The organism is Natronomonas sp., assembly GCF_036625485.1.
In the GTDB taxonomy this organism is placed as follows: Archaea; Halobacteriota; Halobacteria; order Halobacteriales; family Haloarculaceae; genus Natronomonas.
This window is the reverse complement of the sequence record NZ_JAZKTR010000032.1, coordinates 1-19359: the sequence shown is the minus strand read 5'-3', so window position 1 is coordinate 19359 and position 19359 is coordinate 1. Positions and strand designations below refer to the sequence as shown.

Annotated in this window: 18 protein-coding genes and 1 tRNA gene; 15 read left to right on the top strand and 4 right to left on the bottom strand. The window is 64.2% G+C overall.

Going from position 1 to position 19359, the window contains the following annotated elements; translation table 11 throughout:
* Nucleotides 1-249 precede the first annotated feature (249 nt).
* Together V5A53_RS05195 and V5A53_RS05190 are read right to left on the bottom strand one after the other, a co-directional pair.
* Nucleotides 250-801 (bottom strand): hypothetical protein, encoded by a 552-nt coding sequence (locus tag V5A53_RS05195; protein ID WP_332312514.1) that lies wholly within the window; start codon nt 799-801, stop codon nt 250-252.
* Between the two features lie 73 nt (nt 802-874).
* Nucleotides 875-1597 carry a hypothetical protein gene (locus tag V5A53_RS05190; RefSeq protein WP_332312513.1) on the bottom strand — a complete coding sequence of 241 codons (723 nt, stop codon included), beginning with the start codon at nt 1595-1597 and terminating at the stop codon, nt 875-877.
* Nucleotides 1598-1676: 79 nt separating this feature from the next.
* Here V5A53_RS05190 and V5A53_RS05185 point away from each other — a divergent pair, with 79 nt between their 5' ends.
* Nucleotides 1677-2996, top strand: coding sequence for an arylsulfotransferase family protein (locus tag V5A53_RS05185; protein WP_332312512.1), 1320 nt, complete (start codon nt 1677-1679; stop codon nt 2994-2996).
* A 17-nt stretch (nt 2997-3013) separates the two neighbouring features.
* On the opposite strand, the gene V5A53_RS05180 is transcribed toward V5A53_RS05185, so the two are convergent.
* Entirely contained in the window at nt 3014-3919 is a 906-nt protein-coding gene (locus V5A53_RS05180; protein WP_332312511.1) for an acyltransferase, read from the bottom strand.
* A 282-nt stretch (nt 3920-4201) separates the two neighbouring features.
* Between V5A53_RS05180 and V5A53_RS05175 the strand changes: the two genes are divergently transcribed.
* Entirely contained in the window at nt 4202-5260 is a 1059-nt protein-coding gene (locus V5A53_RS05175; protein ID WP_332312510.1) for an aldo/keto reductase, read from the top strand.
* Nucleotides 5261-5331: 71 nt separating this feature from the next.
* Complete coding sequence (locus V5A53_RS05170) at nt 5332-5655, top strand: DUF5811 family protein (protein ID WP_332312509.1); 324 nt, start codon at nt 5332-5334, stop codon at nt 5653-5655.
* 4 nt (nt 5656-5659) lie between these two features.
* On the opposite strand, the gene V5A53_RS05165 is transcribed toward V5A53_RS05170, so the two are convergent.
* Entirely contained in the window at nt 5660-6844 is a 1185-nt protein-coding gene (locus tag V5A53_RS05165; RefSeq protein ID WP_332312508.1) for an NAD-binding protein, read from the bottom strand.
* Nucleotides 6845-6963: 119 nt separating this feature from the next.
* Between V5A53_RS05165 and V5A53_RS05160 the strand changes: the two genes are divergently transcribed.
* From V5A53_RS05160 to V5A53_RS05105, 12 genes are all read left to right on the top strand, one after another.
* Nucleotides 6964-8175, top strand: coding sequence for a potassium channel family protein (locus tag V5A53_RS05160; protein ID WP_332312507.1), 1212 nt, complete (start codon nt 6964-6966; stop codon nt 8173-8175).
* Complete coding sequence (locus tag V5A53_RS05155; protein ID WP_332312506.1) at nt 8172-9359, top strand: potassium transporter TrkA; 1188 nt, start codon at nt 8172-8174, stop codon at nt 9357-9359. Before V5A53_RS05160 ends, V5A53_RS05155 begins: the two co-directional genes overlap by 4 nt.
* Before the next feature lie 37 nt (nt 9360-9396).
* A complete protein-coding gene (locus tag V5A53_RS05150; protein ID WP_332312505.1) occupies nt 9397-9732 on the top strand; it encodes a ferredoxin in 336 nt (111 codons plus the stop codon).
* A gap of 84 nt (nt 9733-9816) precedes the next feature.
* Nucleotides 9817-9901: transfer RNA gene (locus tag V5A53_RS05145), tRNA-Leu, on the top strand.
* Nucleotides 9902-10415: 514 nt separating this feature from the next.
* The gene (locus V5A53_RS05140; protein ID WP_332312504.1) at nt 10416-12293 is read left to right on the top strand and encodes an ABC transporter substrate-binding protein; all 1878 of its coding nucleotides are present in this window, start codon (nt 10416-10418) and stop codon (nt 12291-12293) included.
* 153 nt (nt 12294-12446) lie between these two features.
* On the top strand, nt 12447-13517 hold the full coding sequence (locus tag V5A53_RS05135) for an ABC transporter permease (protein ID WP_332312503.1): 1071 nt from the start codon (nt 12447-12449) through the stop codon (nt 13515-13517).
* Complete coding sequence (locus V5A53_RS05130) at nt 13514-15223, top strand: ABC transporter permease (RefSeq protein WP_332312502.1); 1710 nt, start codon at nt 13514-13516, stop codon at nt 15221-15223. The genes V5A53_RS05135 and V5A53_RS05130 overlap by 4 nt, the downstream gene beginning before the upstream one ends.
* Nucleotides 15223-16572: an ABC transporter ATP-binding protein gene (locus V5A53_RS05125; RefSeq protein ID WP_332312501.1), complete on the top strand. Its 1350-nt coding sequence runs from the start codon at nt 15223-15225 to the stop codon at nt 16570-16572. Before V5A53_RS05130 ends, V5A53_RS05125 begins: the two co-directional genes overlap by 1 nt.
* The gene (locus V5A53_RS05120; RefSeq protein ID WP_332312500.1) at nt 16569-17903 is read left to right on the top strand and encodes an ABC transporter ATP-binding protein; all 1335 of its coding nucleotides are present in this window, start codon (nt 16569-16571) and stop codon (nt 17901-17903) included. The genes V5A53_RS05125 and V5A53_RS05120 overlap by 4 nt, the downstream gene beginning before the upstream one ends.
* A gap of 9 nt (nt 17904-17912) precedes the next feature.
* Nucleotides 17913-18365, top strand: a complete 453-nt coding sequence (locus tag V5A53_RS05115) for a DUF7555 family protein (RefSeq protein ID WP_332312499.1) — start codon at nt 17913-17915, stop codon at nt 18363-18365.
* Nucleotides 18366-18525: 160 nt separating this feature from the next.
* Nucleotides 18526-19074, top strand: a complete 549-nt coding sequence (locus V5A53_RS05110; RefSeq protein ID WP_332312498.1) for a DUF7529 family protein — start codon at nt 18526-18528, stop codon at nt 19072-19074.
* Between the two features lie 76 nt (nt 19075-19150).
* A partial coding sequence (locus tag V5A53_RS05105) for a DUF5813 family protein (RefSeq protein ID WP_332312497.1) occupies nt 19151-19359 on the top strand: 209 nt, incomplete at its 3' end.

Here is a 19359-nt window from a genome sequence, read left to right as displayed (position 1 = left end):
GGTTCAATTCCCGGACGGCGCATAGCGAGGGGGAACGAAGTGAGCCCTCGGGGACGTGAACGGGGAGTGAAACGACCCGTGAACACACTCCCTGCGGTCGTTTGCCGTCCGACTTCTCGCTCGCTACGCTCGCGAGAATCCCGGACGGCGCATAGCGAGGCCGAGCGAAGCGAGGCCTCGGAAGTGTGAACGGGGAGCGAAGCGACCCGTGAACGAACCTCTACGAAGAATCGCCCGTTAGCGCTGTCTCTATTGCTCCGCCGAAACCCGTTGAGTCTCCGCATCGTTCGCGTCGACGACGTACTCGGTCAGCATCTCGGTCACGGGCTCCCAGCAGCGATAGAGTCGTCGGGCGAAGGCCGCGAGGACGACGAGGCCGACGACGAGGAACCCGAGGTGGTAGACGCCGCCGATGTCGAAGGCCCGGAAGGCCGGCGTCACGGCGGGTGCGAAGCCGCGATAGGCGATGGCGACCGCGAGGAAGCCGACGAGGAGTTTGGCGGCCGCGGCGGCGTTCTCGACGGTGGTTTCGGGGCCATCGAACGACTCCAAGGCGGCGCGTTCGACTTCAGGGGCGACCCACAGCAGGACGCCGACGACCAGCAGCGTCACGACGGCGAGGCCGAGTGCCCACGGTGGGACGACCAGTCCCGCGAGCAGGCGGTCGATGCCGGGCGTTACGGCCAGGAGGCCGACGATGACGAGCAGGCCCACGAGGGCCAGACCGGCTCGAACGAGGGTCCGGACGGTCGAGGCCTCGGGCGCCGAAACCGGTCGAAGGCCGCTGGATCTGTCGGTCATGTGTGCCCCGTCGCTAACCGATGGGGCAATAAATCCTTGCTGGCCACCTGTTGGCTGGCCGAAACGCGGCTTCTTATTCAAAAGCCCGCTCGTAGGCGCCGGAATCCCGGATCGCGAGGAGTTCCTCGGTGGCCTCGCGGTCGAACTTCATCGGGCGGCGCCACCAGGGGCCCTTCCCGGAGTCACTGGAGAGGTCGGTGACGAGTCGGTTGGCATCGACGCCCGCCTCGCGAGTCGAGAGGGGAATCGCGCAGTCGTAGAGTTCCGAGCCGGCGCCGTCGCCGTATAAGAGCACTTCGGCGTCGAAGGGGTCGCGTTTCACGTGGGCGTTGTTACTGAACAGGGCGCGTTCGGCGTCGCTGGCCTCGCGGTAGTCGGCGGCGCTCAGGGGGTCCCGTTCCAGCCGGAAGTGGCCGATGAGGTAGGTGCCCCACTCGGGAGCGATCCAGTCGGCAGGTTCCCCGGCGGCGGTCGTGAGGGTGGCATAGAAGAAGACGTAGTCGCCGACATCGAGGTCGAGCAGTGGTCGGGCCTTCACGCCGTGGGGGTCACCGTAGGTGTAGCGCTCGCAGTCGTGGACTTGGGCGAAGGTGGGGTCCAGATGCACGGGCGTGTCGGCCACGTCGCTGGTGTCGACCGAGAGGTCCAGATCCGCATAGGTCGGGACCGTCGCATCCTCGCGGGTCGGGGCGGATTCGGGAATCGGGACGTACTCGAAGCGGCCGTCGGGGTAGATGGGGCCCCGGAAGCCCGGTTCGTTCGTGTTGGCACCGACGTTGATGGCGACGCTCCGCATGGGCGGAGGTTCACGTCCAGCGGGAAAAGCGACGCGTTCGAACCGGCAAGGCTTTTGGGTCCCGTCGGTTGGTTGAGATATGCGACGTCGGCGCGTCATCGTCCTGACTGGGGTCCTCCTCCTCTGTATCGGCGCTCTCGGCCTCCTCGCGGTCACTGCCGATGATACGGTTCGGGTCGAAGAGGGTGAACCATACCCGGGTGAGACTCTTATCACGGTGCAGGCCTACGGCTGGTTCGGCAACCACAACGGCGACGTGTTCATCGTCGACGAGGACGGCGAGCGAACGTGGGAGTACCAACCCGAAAACGCCGCCGTCTTCGACGGCGAGTATCTGGACAACGGCAACGTGATGGTCTCCTACGGCCAGCGCGTTCCGAACTCGGAGTGTCCCGAGGAGTACCAGAACACCGAGAGCCGCAGTGACCACTGTATTCGGAACGTCGTCGAGGAGATCGACCCCGAGACCAACGAGCGCGTGTGGGCCTACACGTGGTACGACGTGTTCGTCACGTACCACGAGGTCCACGATGCCGACCGACTGCCGAACGGCGAGACGGTCATCATCGACATGGGCAAGGACCGCACCTTCACCGTGAATCAGGAGGGTGAGGTCACGTGGGAGTGGTCCGCCGTCGAACACCTCGACGAGGGCACCGAGTTCTGGGAGGAACACGTCGAGGGAACCTCCCGGGAGAGCCACAACTACACCGGCCCTGCACAGGACTGGACGCACATGAACGACGTCGACCGACTGGAGAACGGCAACTTCCTGATGTCTATCCGGAACTTCGACGTGCTCGTAGAGGTCGACCCTGAGACGAACGAGGTGGTCGAGGTCATCGGCGAACCCGGCGACCACAGCACCATGTACGAACAGCACGACCCCAACTACCTCGACGAACACGGCCACGTCATCGTGGCCGACAGCGAGAACAACCGGGTCGTCGAGTACGACGAGACGATGGACGAGGTCTGGCGCTACGAAGGTCCGAGCACGAGCGACCGACTCCAGTGGCCCCGGGATGCCGACCGCCTGCCGAACGGCAACACGCTCATCGTCGATTCGCGGAACTTCCGGGTCATCGAGGTCGACGAGAACGGTGACGTGGTCTGGGGCCACGACCTCAGCAGCGAGCCCCGGGGTATCGTCTACGACGCCGACCGCCTCGGGCCCGATCGGAACCTCAGCGAGGAACCGGAGGACGTACCGCCCGGCGATAACCTCGAAGGCAGGGGACACAGCAGCGTAGTCAGCGACACGATCGCCTTCGTCGAATCGTGGCTCGGCTTCGTCTTCCCGCCGTGGTTCGGCCTGCCGGGTGTGGTCGCCACGCTCGGCATGGCGGGTTCGGGTATCGGACTCCTCTGGGAAGGCTACCGCGAGTATCGGGGCTGAAAATCAGCGGTCGTCGGTCAGCGGCCGCTCGGCGGCTGGCGGTTCCGCTGGAACTCGTCGAATCGGTCGAGGTCGTCGGGCAGTTCGTAGGGTATCTTCCGGCTTTCGCGTTCGTTCGGGTGGTCGGCGTCGACGGGCTCGGCGACGTCCTCCCAGCCGGGTTTGATGCGGACGCTTTTCGCGGGCGATCCGACGACGACGTGGTGGGCGGGTACGTCCGACTGGACGACCGCACGGGAGCCGACGATGGCGTTCTCGCCGACCTTGACGCCGGCCCGGACCATCGCGTCGTAGGTCACGCGGGCGTCGTCCTCGATGATGGTGTGGAAGTTCTCCACGTCGGTCTGGTCGACGATGTCGTGGTCGTGGCTGTAGACGTGGACGCCGTCGGAGATGGAGACGCGGTCGCCGACCGTGAGTTTCCCGCGGTCGTCGAGGTGGACGTCGTCGTGGACGACGACGTTGTCACCGATGGAGATGTTGTGGCCGTAGGTAAAGGAGATCCCTTTGAAGAACCGGCAGTTGTCGCCACACTCCTCGAAGAGGTGGTTGGCGAGCATCTGCCGGAAGCGGAGCGCGAACTCGACGTTGTCGGCCATCGGCGTGGCGTCGAACTGGCGCCAGAGCCACTGCAGGTGTTTCGATTGCTGGAACTTCTCCTCGTCCTTCTCGGCGTAGTATTCGCTCTCCAGCGTCGCGTTGCAGGGATTGTATCCTTGTAGCCGTACGCGTTCGGCGGGCGAAACGTCCTCGCCGGCCTGCCAGCGCTCGTAGGCGTCCCGGTCGCCGTGGAGATCGATGAGGACGTCCTCGACCACGTCACAGGTGTCCTCGTCGCTCGATAACCGATGGTCGACCTCCTCGAGGAACGCTTGAAGGCCTTCCTCGGCCTCCGCCGGCAAAGAAACGTGACGCTTGGTCATTGTGGAATGGAGTGGGCGGGATGGTGTTATGGGTTGTTATTGAGGCAGACTCGAACGACCGCCGTCCCCTGATACGGAGTGTTGTAGTCTTTTAGCGGCCATCGCCGGTACGCGTCAGCGATGGGTGATACATCGTTACAAGACTCCATGAGAATCCATCAGGCCGGGCAACGAGGACGAAATCGGGCCGTAACCCGTGGGTCCCTAAAATATCCTCGGGTACCGTCCAATCCGACGGGACGAACCACGAGCGATAAGTGGACCAACGCCTAATGAGGGGACATGAACTATCGGACGCTGGGCGACTCCGACGTGGAGGTTTCGGAAATCGGCTTCGGTGCCTGGACGGTCGGCACCGACTGGTGGGGCGACCGCACCGAACAGCAGGCCATCGACATGCTGCAGTACGCCGTCGACCAGGGTATCACCTACTTCGACACGGGCGACGTCTACGGCCACGGTAACTCCGAGGAACTGGTCGGGAAGGCGCTCGCACCGGTTCGCGACGAGGTCAGCGTCGCGACGAAGATCGGCTACGACTTCTATAACAACCCGCAGGCGGGCCACGGCGAACTGCCCAAGGAGATGAACCGCGAGTACCTCGAAGACGCCTTCGAGAAGTCGCTGGACCGCCTCGACATGGAGAAAGTCGAGATGCTCCAGTTGCACAACGCCAACGTCGACGAGATCGACGCCGACGTACTGGAGTTCCTCGACGAGGTTCGTGAAGAGGGCCGCGCCGACGCCATCGGCATCGCGCTGGGGCCCTCGATCGGCTGGCTCGCCGAGGGCGACCTCGCCATCGAAGAGGAGTTCGAATCGGTCCAGTTGGTCTGGAACCTCTTCGAACAGGAGGTCGGCAACCACTTCCTCGATACCATCGAACGGACGGGCTCCTCGACGAGCCTGATTCCACGCGTCCCCCACTCCTCGGGCCTACTGAACGAGCAGGTCACTCCCGAGACGGAACTCGACGAGGGCGACCACCGCGCCTACCGTCCTGACGAGTGGTACGAGACGGGCTGGGAGAAACTCGAAACGATCCGCTTCCTGGAACGCGACGGCGAACGGACGATGGCCCAGGCCAGCCTCCAGTGGCTGCTCTACCACGACCCTGTGGCGTCGGTCACGCCCACGTTCCGCACCCGCGAGGACATCGACGAGTGGGCGGCCGCCAGCGAGGTACCGCCGCTGTCCGACGAGGAGTACGAACGCGTCCAGGAGCTCTACGAGAACAACTTCGACATCTCCGGCGACGACGGGATGGACGCGCTCCGCTCGTCGGTCGAAGGCGAGGACATCCAGTCGGCCGGCCTCGACAAGAAGTCAGCCGGCAGCTAACTCCCTGACAACTATCCACACACGAGCCGACGGGTTTTTGAAGGCCAACGGTGTAACCGGACCACGTTCAAATGCACGGAAACGCGCCCCACTCCGGCCGCTCCGAACCGACGCCTACCTCCGAGGACCGCCGCGCGCTGCGGCGCGAACTCGTCGATATCGCTTCCTCGACCCGGGATCTACTCGCCGACGATTTCGTCGTCGGGGGCGAGATCGCCGGCGACGACACCGGTCTCCAGGCGCGCGTGGCGGTCCAACCGCCCGTCGGGAAGGTCGTCTCTGCGGGGTTCGAACTCGGTGATGGCGAGGCCGAATCGCTCGCACAGGAACTCGCTGCTGGTGCGGTGCTGGAAGCCAAACACGCCGGCCGCGACCACCCGCGCGGCGCGCGGTAAGTCGCTACTCGTTCTGCCGACGGTGCTCGTCGCCGAGCAGTTCCTCGACCATCCGTTCGGGTTCGTCGTTGCCGAACGCTGATTCGACCAGCAGTCGGCCGCCGAGCACCGCCGGGCTAAGGACGATGTCGGCGCCGGCCCGGCGGAGTTTGCTGACGTTCTCGCGGTCGGTCGCCGCGGCGACGATACGGAGGTCCGGGTTCAACTCCCGAGCGGTCAGGATGGTCATCGCGTCCTGCGCGTCGTCGTTGGTCGCGGCGATGAGTCCACGTGCGCGTTCGATATGCAATCGATGTAGCGGCTCCTCGTCGCTTGGATCGGCAGTGACGACTTCGAACCCACGGTCACGGAGATGTTTGGCGTTTTCCGAATCGCGGGTGATGACGACGGCCTGTCTGTCGCCGAGGCTCTCGAGGATCGGTTCGGTTAGATCGCCGTAGCCGATGACGATGTAGTGGTTCTCCAGCAGGTCGAGTTGTTTGTCGCTCATGTTTCCAAGTGCGGTTGCGAGGCGGGCTTCGATCAGCGGGCCGAGCAGGGTACCGAGGGCGACACCGAAACTGGCCACGCCGGTGATCAGCACCGACATCGAGAAGAGGCGACCGAACTGGCTGGTGGCGGTGATGTCGCCGTATCCGACCGTCGAGGCGGTGACGATGGTGAAGTAGAACGCGTCGAGGACGGTGTTGACGCCGTTGAACTCCTCGCGGAGCGCGTAGGCGCCGACCGTGCCGTAGACCTGCACGCCGAGGACGGCCGACAGCGAGGCCAACTGCCTCAGGTTGAGGTCCAGCGGCCGGGTGAAGTAGTCCCGGTTGACGAGAACGGTCGGCATCGTCAGCACCGACAGGCCCACCAGCGGATACGAGAAGACGCTCGACTGGGCCAGTCCCTGTAGTGCCGTCACCGGCAACAGGACGACGGTCGTGTACCATCCCATCCGGTAGCCGCGGCGGAGGCCGTAGGCGCTGAGCAGCATGAGAAAGCCGGTCATCGCGCCGGTGAATCCGGCGGTTCGGGCAACGGCCTCGGGGATGTACACGGCCGACAGCCCCGTCACCTCCATGGTCCCGATGTTCACGATGCCGGTGATGACCGACAGGATCGCGACCAGCGAGGTCAGAAGCACCGCCGCTTTCGTCCGGAGGAGTCTCGAAGGTCCCGTTCCGTCGTCCGACTCGGCCACCATGCTTGCGCTGTCGTTCCGCCCCGGATAAAACCCCACCGTTCGCCTGGTGTTTCGCCGCCGGTATGGGTGTCCTACCCGTGGCGGTAGTGGTTTAACGCGGGGCGTCGTCTGCATCGGTCATGGTACAGGCGTTACCGGTCGAGATCCTTCTCGGTATCTATCTCGGGGTTCTCACGGGGATGTTTCCGGCCTTGGTCGCGTGGGGGCTGGGGTTCATCGTCCGGTATTTCACCGGCGTCTCCATCCCCGCGTTCGGGGTCGTCGTCCTCGCCTTGGCGCTTGCGGGTATCAATGGCGGTCTACTGGCGCTTTCCGACCCAGCGGTCACCGAGTCGGGCTTTCGTATCGTCGTCGCACTGCTGGTCGTGTTGATGCTGTCGCTCTACGCCCACGCGAAGGGCGACAAGATGGGCGCGGAGTTCCCGCGACGGCTCTCGTTCAAACGGCTCCGCGAACGCACTCTCTCCAGCGACGTGGTCGAATTCGTCGGCTCACGTGGCGAAGTGGAAGTCGAGGTCGTCGGCGAAGTCATCGACATGGAGGGGTATCCGCCCGTCTCGGAGGCGACCCGGGAGGCCATCAAGAACGGGGACTGGCGGTTTCCGGCAGACATCCCGATCTCGGAACTGGAATCGCGGTTCGTCGAGCGCCTGAAGACTGACCTGGACCTCGTGGACGTGTCGGTCCGCATCGACGAACGGGGCAAGGCGACGGTCATCGCCGCGCCGCCGTTGTCGGGCATCTCCAAGCGAGTACCTGCCGGCCACCGGGCCGTCTCGATAGACGCGCTCGTGCCGACAGGGCTGGCCCGCGGCGACGAGGTACTGGTCCTCTCGGATGACCTCGTCGTCGAGGGTGCGGTCATCGCCGCTCGATCCGGCAAGAAGGAGGAGAAAGCGGCGACCGACGGGGGGACGGCGGCCGGCGACGCGCCGCCAGCGCCCGTCGCCGCGCCGACGACGACCGGCGGCGAAGGCCGGATAACCGTCGCCGTCCCGCGGTCGGACGCCGAGAAACTGCTGAGCATCCAGCGCGGGACGGTCGTGGTGACGGCCCGCGGGACGCGCCGGGAGTTCGAACTCATCTCGCTGCTTCGACGGGCCGGCAAGCGGTTCCGGAAGCTCACGGTCAAGCCGGACAGCGACCTCGACGGGGTGACGCTGGCGGCGATCAACGTCCGGGAGGTCCACGACGTCGCCGTGCTGGCGGTCAAGCGACCGGACGGCTGGGAGGTCGCCCCCCGAGGCGACACGGAACTGACGGCGGGTGACGACCTGTTCGTCGCCGGGAGACACGAGGCCCTGAACAGCTTCCAGGAGGTGGTCGCGTGAGGTTCGCGTTGCAGTTCACCGCCGGTGACTTACTGGTCGATGTCGCCCTCGGCATCGTGCTTGTCATGTTGGCAGGATTGATGGGCGCCGGCGTCGGCCTCCTTCATCGCTGGCAGGTCAACGACCGGGTGCCGGAGGGACTGGCGGTGCTGGTCGGCCTCAGTGCGGTCGCGTTATACCTGAACACCTCCGGTGCGCTCGGGCAGGTCATCGTCGGCCAGCGCGACCTGTTGGCGCCCGAAACCGCCGTCTTCAACGTGATCACGTTCTTCGTGGCCGGTCTCGCAGCGGCGGCTGGCGGCCGCCTCGGGGACCGAACCGGCGTCGGCCTCTTCGCGGTCTCGGGAGGGAAATCCGTCGAGGCCGACCTCAGCCGCATCGTCAAAACCGTCGGTCGGGTAACGACCGTCGAAGTGCCGGACGAGATCAACGACATCGACGGCTACAACCCGGTCGACCCAGAGATAAAGGAGAAACTCGCGGGCCAGACGCTGCTGTTCCCCCGGCGGCTCACCGTCGAGCAACTCCGGGAGCGACTCATCGAGCGGTTACAGACGGATTACGGCGTCGGCCACGTCGATGTCGAACTCACCGAGACGGCCGAGATCGAGTACCTCGCTCTCGGCAGTCGGGAGGCGGGTATCGGGCCGACTCTCCCGCCGGGCAGTGCCGCCGTCGCCCTCAAGGCCGACCCCCCGAACAACGCCAGCCCCGGCGATGTCGTACAGGTCTGGACGACTGGCGACGCCGAAAGCGAGACCGCTCCAGAGCGGATCACGAACGCCGAACTCCGGGGGACTGCAGAGGACGTGGCGACGCTGGCGATGGACGAAGAGGAGGCAAAGCGAATCGACACTGAGGCGCGCTATCGGCTGGTCACGCTGCCGGTCGAAGCCCGCGTCGACCGGGAGTTCGCGGCTCAGCTCCGGTCGGCCGCCGAGACGATGGGCGTCGTGGCGGTTCGCGAAGGCAGTACGCTCGCACGGAGCGTCGTGGGTGCGCTGGACGTTTCGGTCATTGCGGTCCAGACGGCCGACGGCGATATCGAGGCGATACCGCGGCGCGCCCGGACGCTCCAGGCCGGCGAGACGGTCTATGCTATCGGCCTGCCGGAGCGGCTTCGAAAACTGGAGCAGGCGGCAGCCGAGTCCGCGGCATCACCAGACGGGTCCGTCACGCCGTAGTCGTTACACCCAAAACCACTGGTCCCCGAGTACGTGTATGGCCGACGAGCCCATCGATCCGAGCGATATCGGGGAAGGGGACGCACCACCCATCGAGGAGGCACCCTACAAGATCATCTTCGAGGCGAACAAGTGCATCGCGGCGGGCAAATGCGCGGAGGTCTCCGTCAACTGGGAGATGGATATCACGACGGGTATCGCCAAGCCGGATGTGTACTTCTTCGACGAGTCCGACCTCGACCACAACGTCAGCGCCGCTGAAGCCTGTCCTGCCAAGAAGGACCGTGGCGTCATCCACGTCATCGACCGGCGGACGAACGAGGAGATCGCGCCGGACCCGAACGGCGACGGGACGCTTTCGGTCGACTGGTAGCGCTCGGTCGGGCACCGTAACGCCTTTGCAACGGACACGCCGACGTGGTGATGCACGAGGCGCGACGTGCCTCGGAACGTACCAGCGAGGGTGGCCGAGTCAGGACAAAGGCGGCGGACTTAAGATCCGCTCCCGTAGGGGTCCGTGGGTTCGAATCCCTCCCCTCGCATAGCGAGACTCCGAACGTAGTGAGGAGTCTCGAAAATACCGAGCGGCGAACGGAGCGAGTCGTGAGGTTTGCGAGTCGTGAACATACCGTGAGCACCGCGTAGCGACAGCGAAGCGGTGCGAACTCTCGTGAGCGTCCGGAGTGTTCGGAGGTCGAACCCTACCAGTCGCACACAGCGGACGAGGCGAGCGAGCACGTTCGGTTTCGATTCGAATCCCTTTCCTCTAATAATCGAACGGCAACTGACGAATTAGGGCAGTAAACCGCCGTCCGCCCGCGACTCCGAGTTGAAATGAACATTCCTCCAGATTACGGCTACATGTAGGCGCCCAAACTTGATTATATGTTTAAAAACACCTCTTTGGGTAACAATTGCCTCTCAACGCTACGTGGCTCTCCGGGTGTTTTATGACTCCTGCATCGAGTCGAGGGTACATCGTCGGGGTAACACCCGGCTTACTCTAGCGGTTTTTCCCTCGGATTTATAACGGAAGAGGGATATGGGACAGACGAGATGTCAGAAAAAGACTCCCTTTCACGGAGGACGTTCCTGAAGGCGACTGGCGGTACCGCCGGTGCCGTCGCTATCGCTGGCTGTGGTGACAGCGGTAACGGCAACGGCAACGGCAACGGCAACGGTAACGGCAACGGCGATGATGATACGCCCACCGATACCCCCGCAGACGAGACCGTCTATACGACGGAAGCCCAGAAGGCCCAAGAGGCCTGGGAGACCGTCACGAACAACCCCGAACCCGATGCGGAGGACATCCGTACCGAGGCGTTCGTGGAGATCGAGGAAGCGGTACGCGACGATATGGTGCTGCTGCCGCTGTATCACCGCCTCGGTGAAGTCTTCTGGTACGACTGGGTCGACGTGCCCAAGCGCGGCGCCCTCGGCGGCCACCGCGTCCAGCACAACAACACCTCCGTCGATACCTCCTCGGACGAGAAGGACGAGAACGTCCTGAACCTCCGGAACGCGACGATGTCCTCGCTGGATCCGATCCAGTCGACCGACACCGCCTCGGCGGTCGTCATCCAGCAGATGTACGAGAACCTCGTTAACTACCCCAACGGGGTCGCCGAAGTCGAAAATCAGCTGGTCGAGGAGGTCGACATCTCCGACGACCTGCTGACCTACACGTTCACCATCAAGGAAGGCGTCGAGTTCCACGGCGGCAAGGAACTGCAGGCGTCCGACTTCAAGTACGCCTGGCGGCGCCTCGCCGAGTCCCCGAACAGCCAGCGTGCGAACTTCATCCTCGATTCCGGGTTCCTCGCCGTCGAACACGAGACGGACGACGAGGGGAACGTGGAACCCGACTCGCTGGCCATCGAGGTCACGGGCGACTACGAGTTCGAGGTCACGCTGCAGGAGGCCCAGCCGGCCGCACTCGACATCCTGGCGTACGACTCCTTCGCCGCGGTTCCGGAGGGCTACGTCGGCGACATCGAGGGTTACGACGGCGAGTACAGCCAGGAAGAGTTCTCGACCGGGGATGGCGACCCGAACGGTACGGGTCCGTTCGAGTTCGACGCGTGGGTGCCGGACGACGAGGCTCGAGTCACTCGCTTCGACGGCTACCACGGCGATAGCGCGAACCTCGATGCGGTTCACTGGAACATCATCGAGGACGACAACGCCTACTGGACGGCTATCAACGAGCGGAACCTCGACCTCTTCGGCATCCCGACGGCGTTCTACGAACCGGACAACGTCGACGCCGAGAAGGACGACCGCAACCGCGACGTCGGTACCTACGGCCCCCTCGAGAACGGCGATACCGTCAACTACCTCGGCGTCCCCGAGCTGACGGTCTTCTATGTCGCCTGGAACGTCCCACAGGTCCCGAAGGCGGTCCGGCAGGCAGTCGCCTACGTCACGGACCACCAGGAACTCATCGACCAGGTCTTCAAGGGTCGTGGTGCACCTGCGTACAGCTTCACGCCGCCGGCCATGTGGCCCGAAGGTCCCGACGGCTACAACGACTGGGTCGACGCGTGGCCCTACGGTACCAACGAGACCGACCGTGGCTCCGCGAGCAGTACCCTCGAAGAGGCCGGCTTCACGGGCGACGACCCCTTCGAGATGACGCTGACCACCTACGAGTCGGAAGTCTTCCAGGAGTTCGGTCGGCTGACCCGCGACAAGCTCGACGGCACGGGCATCAGCCTCGAACTCGAGGAGGCGCCGTTCGGCACGCTCATCGAGCGCGGCCAGTCCGGCGACCTCGAGTTCTACTCGCTCGGCTGGATCTGGAGCTGGGTCGACCCCGCATACGGTCTGTTCGGCTTCGAGCCGGAGAACACCGACACGAGCGTCATGCCCCAGGAGACGGACGGCTACTACCTCGACTGGCAGGTCGGCCTCGAAGGCAACGACGAGTAGATCCCCTCACTGCCGTTTTTTCGCGGACGCATAGCTAGCCAATTGTTCCGATTCCACCAGTAAGCTGCCGTGAAACCACGGTACCTAAGAACCTCCAATGTATATCCACCGAATAGCTCAAAATATGTCGACTGAATGGAGCAGTGATCGACGGTGAGCCGCTGGAGATACTTCCTCAAGCGGCTCCTCCTTTCGATTCCCGTCCTCTTCCTCGTGATGACGGTCATCTTCGTCGTCCTTCGGATGGGGCCGCTCGACCCGGTCGCAGCGATGTTGGGACCGGAGGGGGCAGGGGCGGATGCACAGGCGATACGGGAACAACTCGGCCTGAACGAGCCACTCTGGAAACAGTACATCGACTTCGTTACCAACCTCATCACCTTCCAGCTCGGACAATCGTGGGTTCTTCACCCGAACCGAGAGGTCACGACGCTGATTCGCCTGTTCGGTCCTCGGACCCTGTGGCTCGGGTTCTGGGCCATCCTCCTGCCGCTCTTCATCGGTATCCCGCTCGGCTTCTACGCCGGGCTGAACCCGAACAGCTGGGGCGACTACGTCGCGTCCTTCAGCGGTATCGTCTGGCTTGCGATGCCGAACTTCTGGCTGGCTATCATGCTGTTAACGGTGCTTCGACGGACGGACGGTGGCGGCTGGTTCGGATTCGACTGGTACACGTTCGGGCCGGATACTGGCAGCCTCATCGGCTCTCCGCCGCTGGATTTCGCCGACATCACTAGCTCTATCGACCTCGGACTCGTCTCGATTCCGACCGGTATCTCCTTCGAGTGGATGACCCTGGCCGCCGCGATTAAGATAATCCTGCCGGCGGCGGTCGTCCTCGGGTCGGCCTCGATGGCCTCCGAACTCCGCATCGGCCGGACGGCCGTCCTGGAGACGATCAATTCGAACTACGTCGAGACGGCCAAGGCGAAGGGGCTGTCGAACCGCGTCATCGTCTGGAAGCACGTCTTCCGAAACGCGCTGATTCCGCTGCTCCCGATCATCACCAACGAGGCGTTCCTGCTTATCGGCGGTTCCGTCATCGTCGAGCAAGTGTTCAACATCAACGGTATCGGGAAACTGTTCTTCCAGGCCGCCGTTCAGGGTGACCTGCCGCTTGCCGGGTCGCTCATCTTCTTCTTTACGCTGATAATCATCGGGCTGAACATCCTGCAGGACCTCCTGTACACGGTTCTCGATCCGCGCGTGGGGTACGACCAATGAGTACTGACACCGACATGACGCTCCGTGATCGTATCGCTGCCAACCCACGACCGGCGCTGCTCTGGTTCGTCGGGTTCGCCCTCCTCGTCGCCGTCGAACTCGGCCGGTTCACCAGAGGCTTCATCGCCTTGGGCGAGGCCGTCTGGTTCTTCATCAGCGGTATCGCGAAGGGGCCGGGTTGGGTCGAAGGAAACGTCGCCGGGACGCTCGGTTCGATCGGCGGTTCGATCGGGTATCTGCTGACGGCGCTGTTGTTGCTCGGCCTCGCTGCGATCGTCGTCAAGTGGCTGCTCGTCCCCGTCTCTATCGTCGACAGGCTGGGTATCGATCGCAGTGCCGGCCAGAAGGAGATCATCGAGCGTGCCATCATCGCACTCGGCCTCGGTGTTCTCGCAGCGCTGGTCGTCTGGACGCCGATCGGCGGCGTTCTCGATGCCATCGTCACGACGATCAAGGGCGGACTCGAATCGGTCGCCTCGCTGCAGACGCTGACCAGCCGTGAGACGATCCCGAACCAGGGCTATCAGAACCCGGACGGGAGCGGCTGGGAAGGGACGTTCATGGGTCTGTCGCCCGCGTGGTCGTGGGCGCTCCGCGTGGTCGTCATCTACGCCTACGCGTTCCTCCTTCTCGCGTGGGTCTGGAAGGGCTACGACATCTTCCGCGAACACTACCGCGAGGCCGACTGGACGCCGCGGGACGACAGCATCAACCGCTTCCGAACCCACTACTGGGGCATCTTCGGCCTCGTGGTCGTCTTCGCGTTCGTCGTGATGGCCATCTGGGCGCCCGCGCTCGGTCCCGTCACCGCCGAACAGAACCTCTATAGCCCGTACGAACACGAGATCCAGTACGTCGACGGCGGCGAGGTCAAGACGGTCACTCACGGGACGGCGAACATCGACAGCCGTTCGCAGGGCGGAAGCAGCAACGTCGGGCCGCTAAGCTACGACGACTTCGGTCGGTGGGCTCCGCTCGGAACGAACCAGGACGGCAAGGACCTGTTTACCATCATCTCCTATGGAGCCAGAACGTCGTTAGTTATCGGCCTCACGGCCATCGGGCTCGGGACGCTCATCGCGCTGGTGCTATCGCTGGTAACGGCCTACTACAAGGGACTGGTCGACCTCCTTACCATCATCGCCAGTGATACCATCATCTCCATCCCGGCGTTCCTGATGGTGTTGCTGCTGTCCGTGGTCTTCCAGGAAGCGAACCATCCGATATCGAAGATATACGACGGGGGCTTCCTGTTGGCCCTCATCTTCGCGGGGGTGTACTGGCCGACGCTGTGGCGGTCGATACGTGGGCCCTCTCTGCAGGTGGCCGAACAGGAGTGGGTCGATGCCGCCAAGAGCTACGGCCAGAGCCCGGTCATGACGATGCGGAAACATATGGCTCCATACATCCTGAGTTACATCATGATCTACGCGTCGCTACTGTTGGGCGGTATCATCATCGCGACCGCCGCGCTTTCCTTCCTCGGCCTCGGCATCAACCCGCCGACGCCGGAGTGGGGGCGTATCGTCTCCGAGGGCCGTTCGTACGTCTCGACGGCATCGTGGCACATCTCGACGATCCCGGGTGTCATGATCGTCTTCGTCGTCACCGGGTTCAACGCCCTCGGTGACGGTATCCGCGACGCCATCGACCCCGAAAGCGATGTCGGCAGCGGCGACGCTGCCGCCACCGGAGGTGGTGGGTGATGGCGATGGAGCGACAGGAGGAACGGCCGGCCGGTCAAACCGATGATATCGTTACGGTTCGGAACCTCCAGACCGCGTTCTTCACCGACAAGGAGACCATCCGCGCGGTCGACGGGATCTCCTTCGACCTCACGCCCGGTGAGACGGTCGGCATCGTCGGCGAAAGCGGCTCCGGCAAGAGCGTCACGGCCCGTTCGATTATGGGCCTCATCGAATCTCCCGGACAGGTCCTTCGGGGGTCGACCATCCGGTTTACCCATCTGGAGACGGTCCGTGAGTTCGCCGAGCGGTTCCCGAAACGGGCGGTCGATATCGGCACCCTTGCCGATCAGTACGACGCCGCTGACCTCTTCGACCGGTCGGGTATCGACGCGACGCCGACGGATTTCGGCTACGACAGCGCCGAGGAGGCGACCGTGGCAGACTTCGTCGCCGCCGGCTACGGTGACGAGTTGGATCTCGTCGACGAAAACGACTGCATATTCATCACGGAAGGCGACCCCGAATCGCCGGAAAGCATCGAAGCCGGCTTCATCGAGATCTCGCGACTCAGCGGCAAAGCCCAGCGCGCCATCCGTGGCGGTAAGATCGCGATGGTATTTCAGGACCCGCTGACGAGCCTCAACCCCGTCTACACCGTCGGTAACCAGATCAAGGAGGCACTCAATCTCCATCAGGACCTCGAAGGTCAGGCGGCGACCCGCGAGGCCATCCGCCTGCTGGAAGCGGTCGGGATTCCGGACGCACGGCGGCGCGTCCGCGAGTATCCCCACCAGTTCTCCGGCGGGATGCGCCAGCGTGCGGTCATCGCGATGGCGCTGGCCTGTGACCCCGAAGTCCTCATCTGTGACGAACCGACGACGGCGCTCGACGTGACCATCCAGGCACAGATCCTCGACCTGCTCGCCGAGTTGCAGGAGGAACGGGACCTCGCTATCATGTTCATCACCCACGACATGGGTGTCATCGCGGAGGTCACGGATCGGGTCAACGTCATGTACGCCGGCGAGATCGTGGAGACGGCCGGCGCCGAGTCGCTGTTCGCCAACCCGAAACACCCCTATACACAGGGGTTGCTCCGGTCGATTCCCGGCCAGCAGACCGGCCACCGCCTCGAAACCATCGAGGGGAACGTCCCGACGCCGAACGAGAAGGCATCGGACTGCCGCTTCGCGCCGCGGTGTCCGAAGGCCTTCGAGGACTGCGAACGCGTCCATCCCGCGTCGGTGGAGGTCGACGAGGACCATCCAGACCACACCGCCGCCTGTCTGCTGTATCCCGAGGAGATGTCGACGGAGCAGGCCGTCGAGTACCACATCCGGAAGGAAAGCCGAGGTGGGAGTCGATGAGTTCAGACGTAACCCCGAACACGACCGCAGCATCGCCCGAAGACGACGTGATGGTTCGCGTCCGCAACCTGCGGACCTACTACGACGACAGTAGCCTGTTCGGCGGCAACCCCGTCAAGGCGGTCGACGGCGTCTCCTTCGACATCAAACGCGGGGAGACGCTCGGACTGGTCGGCGAATCCGGCTGTGGGAAAAGCACGCTCGGCCGGACGCTCGTGCAACTCGAGGAGGCCACTGGCGGCGACATCGAGTTCAACGGCACCGACATCACGACGCTGTCGGGCGCGGAACTCCAGCGGTGGCGACGGAACGCTCAGATCGTGTTCCAGGACCCCGACTCCAGCCTCAACGACCGGATGACCGTCGGCGAGATCGTCCGCGAACCGCTCGACGTCCACGACTGGAAGACGCCGAAGGAGCGACGCCAGCGCGTCCGCGAGTTGCTCGAAACCGTCGGACTCCAGCAGGAACACTACTACCGCTATCCCCACCAGTTCTCGGGGGGCCAGCGCCAGCGTATCGGCATCGCCCGAACGCTGACGCTCGAACCTGAGTTTATCGTCCTCGACGAACCGGTCTCGGCACTCGACGTCTCCGTGCAGGCGGAGGTCATCAACCTGCTGGAGGACCTGCAGGACGAGTTCGGCCTGACGTACCTCTTCATCGCCCACGACCTCTCGGTCGTTCGGCACATCTGCGACCGGGTCGCGGTGATGTATCTCGGCCATATCATGGAGATCGGCCCCACCGAGGAGTTGTTCGCCGATCCGTCGAACCCGTACACGCACGCGCTGTTGTCGGCGATTCCGGAACCGGACCCCACCGTCGAGAAGAGCCGTATCACGCTCCATGGGACGCCGCCGAATCCCCGGTATCCGCCGGATGGCTGTCCGTTCAGCACCCGGTGTCCCGCACGGATTCGCCCCGACGAGTACGAGGATTTGAGCGACGAACTCTGGACCCAACTCAACACGCTTCGGGAGGTACTCCGGGAACGCGAACGCGCCGAGCGGACGATCAGGGACCGGGTCGGCGAACTCCTCGGCAAAGAGCCGCGCTTCGGGACTATCGAGGAGATCTACGACGAACTGTTCGGGGACGTTTCGGTGCCACCGAAGGTACAGACGGTACTCGACGACATCGCCGACGACGTTCGGGACAACGACGAGGCCGCCGCACTCGAGACGGTTCGTGCGGAGTTCGGCAGCGTCTGTGAGTCCGAGGACCCCGAGTACTACGAGGTCAGCGACACCGGCCGGATCAGCCTCTGTCACCGCCACCAGGAGGAGTACCGCTCTCCCGGTCAGGTCCTCGAGGACCGGCACCTCTAACCGGTGGGTATGTCCCGTGACGAATCCCTCGCCGTCCGTCTCCGAATCGCGGCACTGGTCTGTGCCGATGCCGCGGTGTATGCCGCCGTCGTCGTCGTGGTGACGGCCGTGGTGGCGTTCGTCCTCGGTGTGGCGACCGGCGGCGGGTTCGTCCGGGTGAAGGCGCTGTTGTTTCTGGCTGGGTTCGGGCTGATGGCGTATTCGACGGTTCGGCTCTGGCCCGGCTCGCCGGAGGATCTCGAACAGAACACGATGTCCGGCGTCTCGCCGCCGGGCGGTTCGATCCCCGCCGCACCGAACCAGACGCGGTTTCAGGCGTTCGTCCGCCGACTGCCGCCGCTTCGGTGGCTCCGCCCCCCACCGCCGGACCGGCGACTCTCCCCGGCGGGGAAGCTCTTCTGGGGAAGCGTCGGCGTCCTCCTGCTGTCGTATCTGATGGAGACCGTCTTCGGCGTCGTCTGATACGGATCGCTGTACTGAAGTGCCGGTCATCGCCGACTCGTATTGGTGATGGCCGGTAACAGAATACAGCAGTCCGTTCTGGCACCTTCGGACCGAACACATCATCACGCTGACAGCCACGAGAGTTAAGAGTTATCCGGCCGCTGGCCACAATACCAGTATGAACCCGAATCCCAACCCTGACCCTGATCCCGCCAAGATGCCGACGGGGGTTCGACCCCAGACGCCGCCGGAAAAGCAGGCGTGGAAGGCGACCAACGACGATATGGAAGCCATCGCCGAGGAGCGCCGCGAGGAAGGCTGGGACGTCGTCTCGATGCCGACCCTCCACGTCAACCCCGCCAATCGCGAGGACGACGAGGAGGAACTGTCCGGCCTGGCGTTCATCCTCCCGAACAATCACGCCGAGGACTTCGAGGACGCCTACAAGGGCCGGGAGTTCCCCGAATACCTCGTCTATCGACGCGAAGTCAAGGAATCGGCCTTCCTCGTCCTCGAACTCATCGACCCCGATAGCGACACGATCATCCTCATCTCCGGCCGATACGACCTCCAGCACGCACGCGGGACGATTCCATCGATCATCGAACAGGGGGAGATCGCCATCTACCTGCAGACCATCGACGGAACCCGACTGGCGTCGGCCACCTACGACGACTACGGGGCGTTCGTTCCGACGCCCGACGGCGACGGCGACGACAGCGAGTAACCCACGCCACCGTAAGCCCTCCCCGACAGCCCACCTCACGACGCCCTTTTGAACGTCACTCCCCTATCCGGTCGTAATGACACACGACCTGCCGGACCGGTTCGTCCGCTCCTTCGAGGGCCACGAGGCCTTCGAGCGCGACGGCAAGTGGTTCGACGTGACGACGACGAAGTTCGACGGCCGGGTGACCGCCGTCGAAACCGACGACTGGGACCTCGCATACACCCTCGAAGTCCGCGCGCCGATGCTATCGTCCGTCACCGCCGACACCGTCGGCCCCGCCGT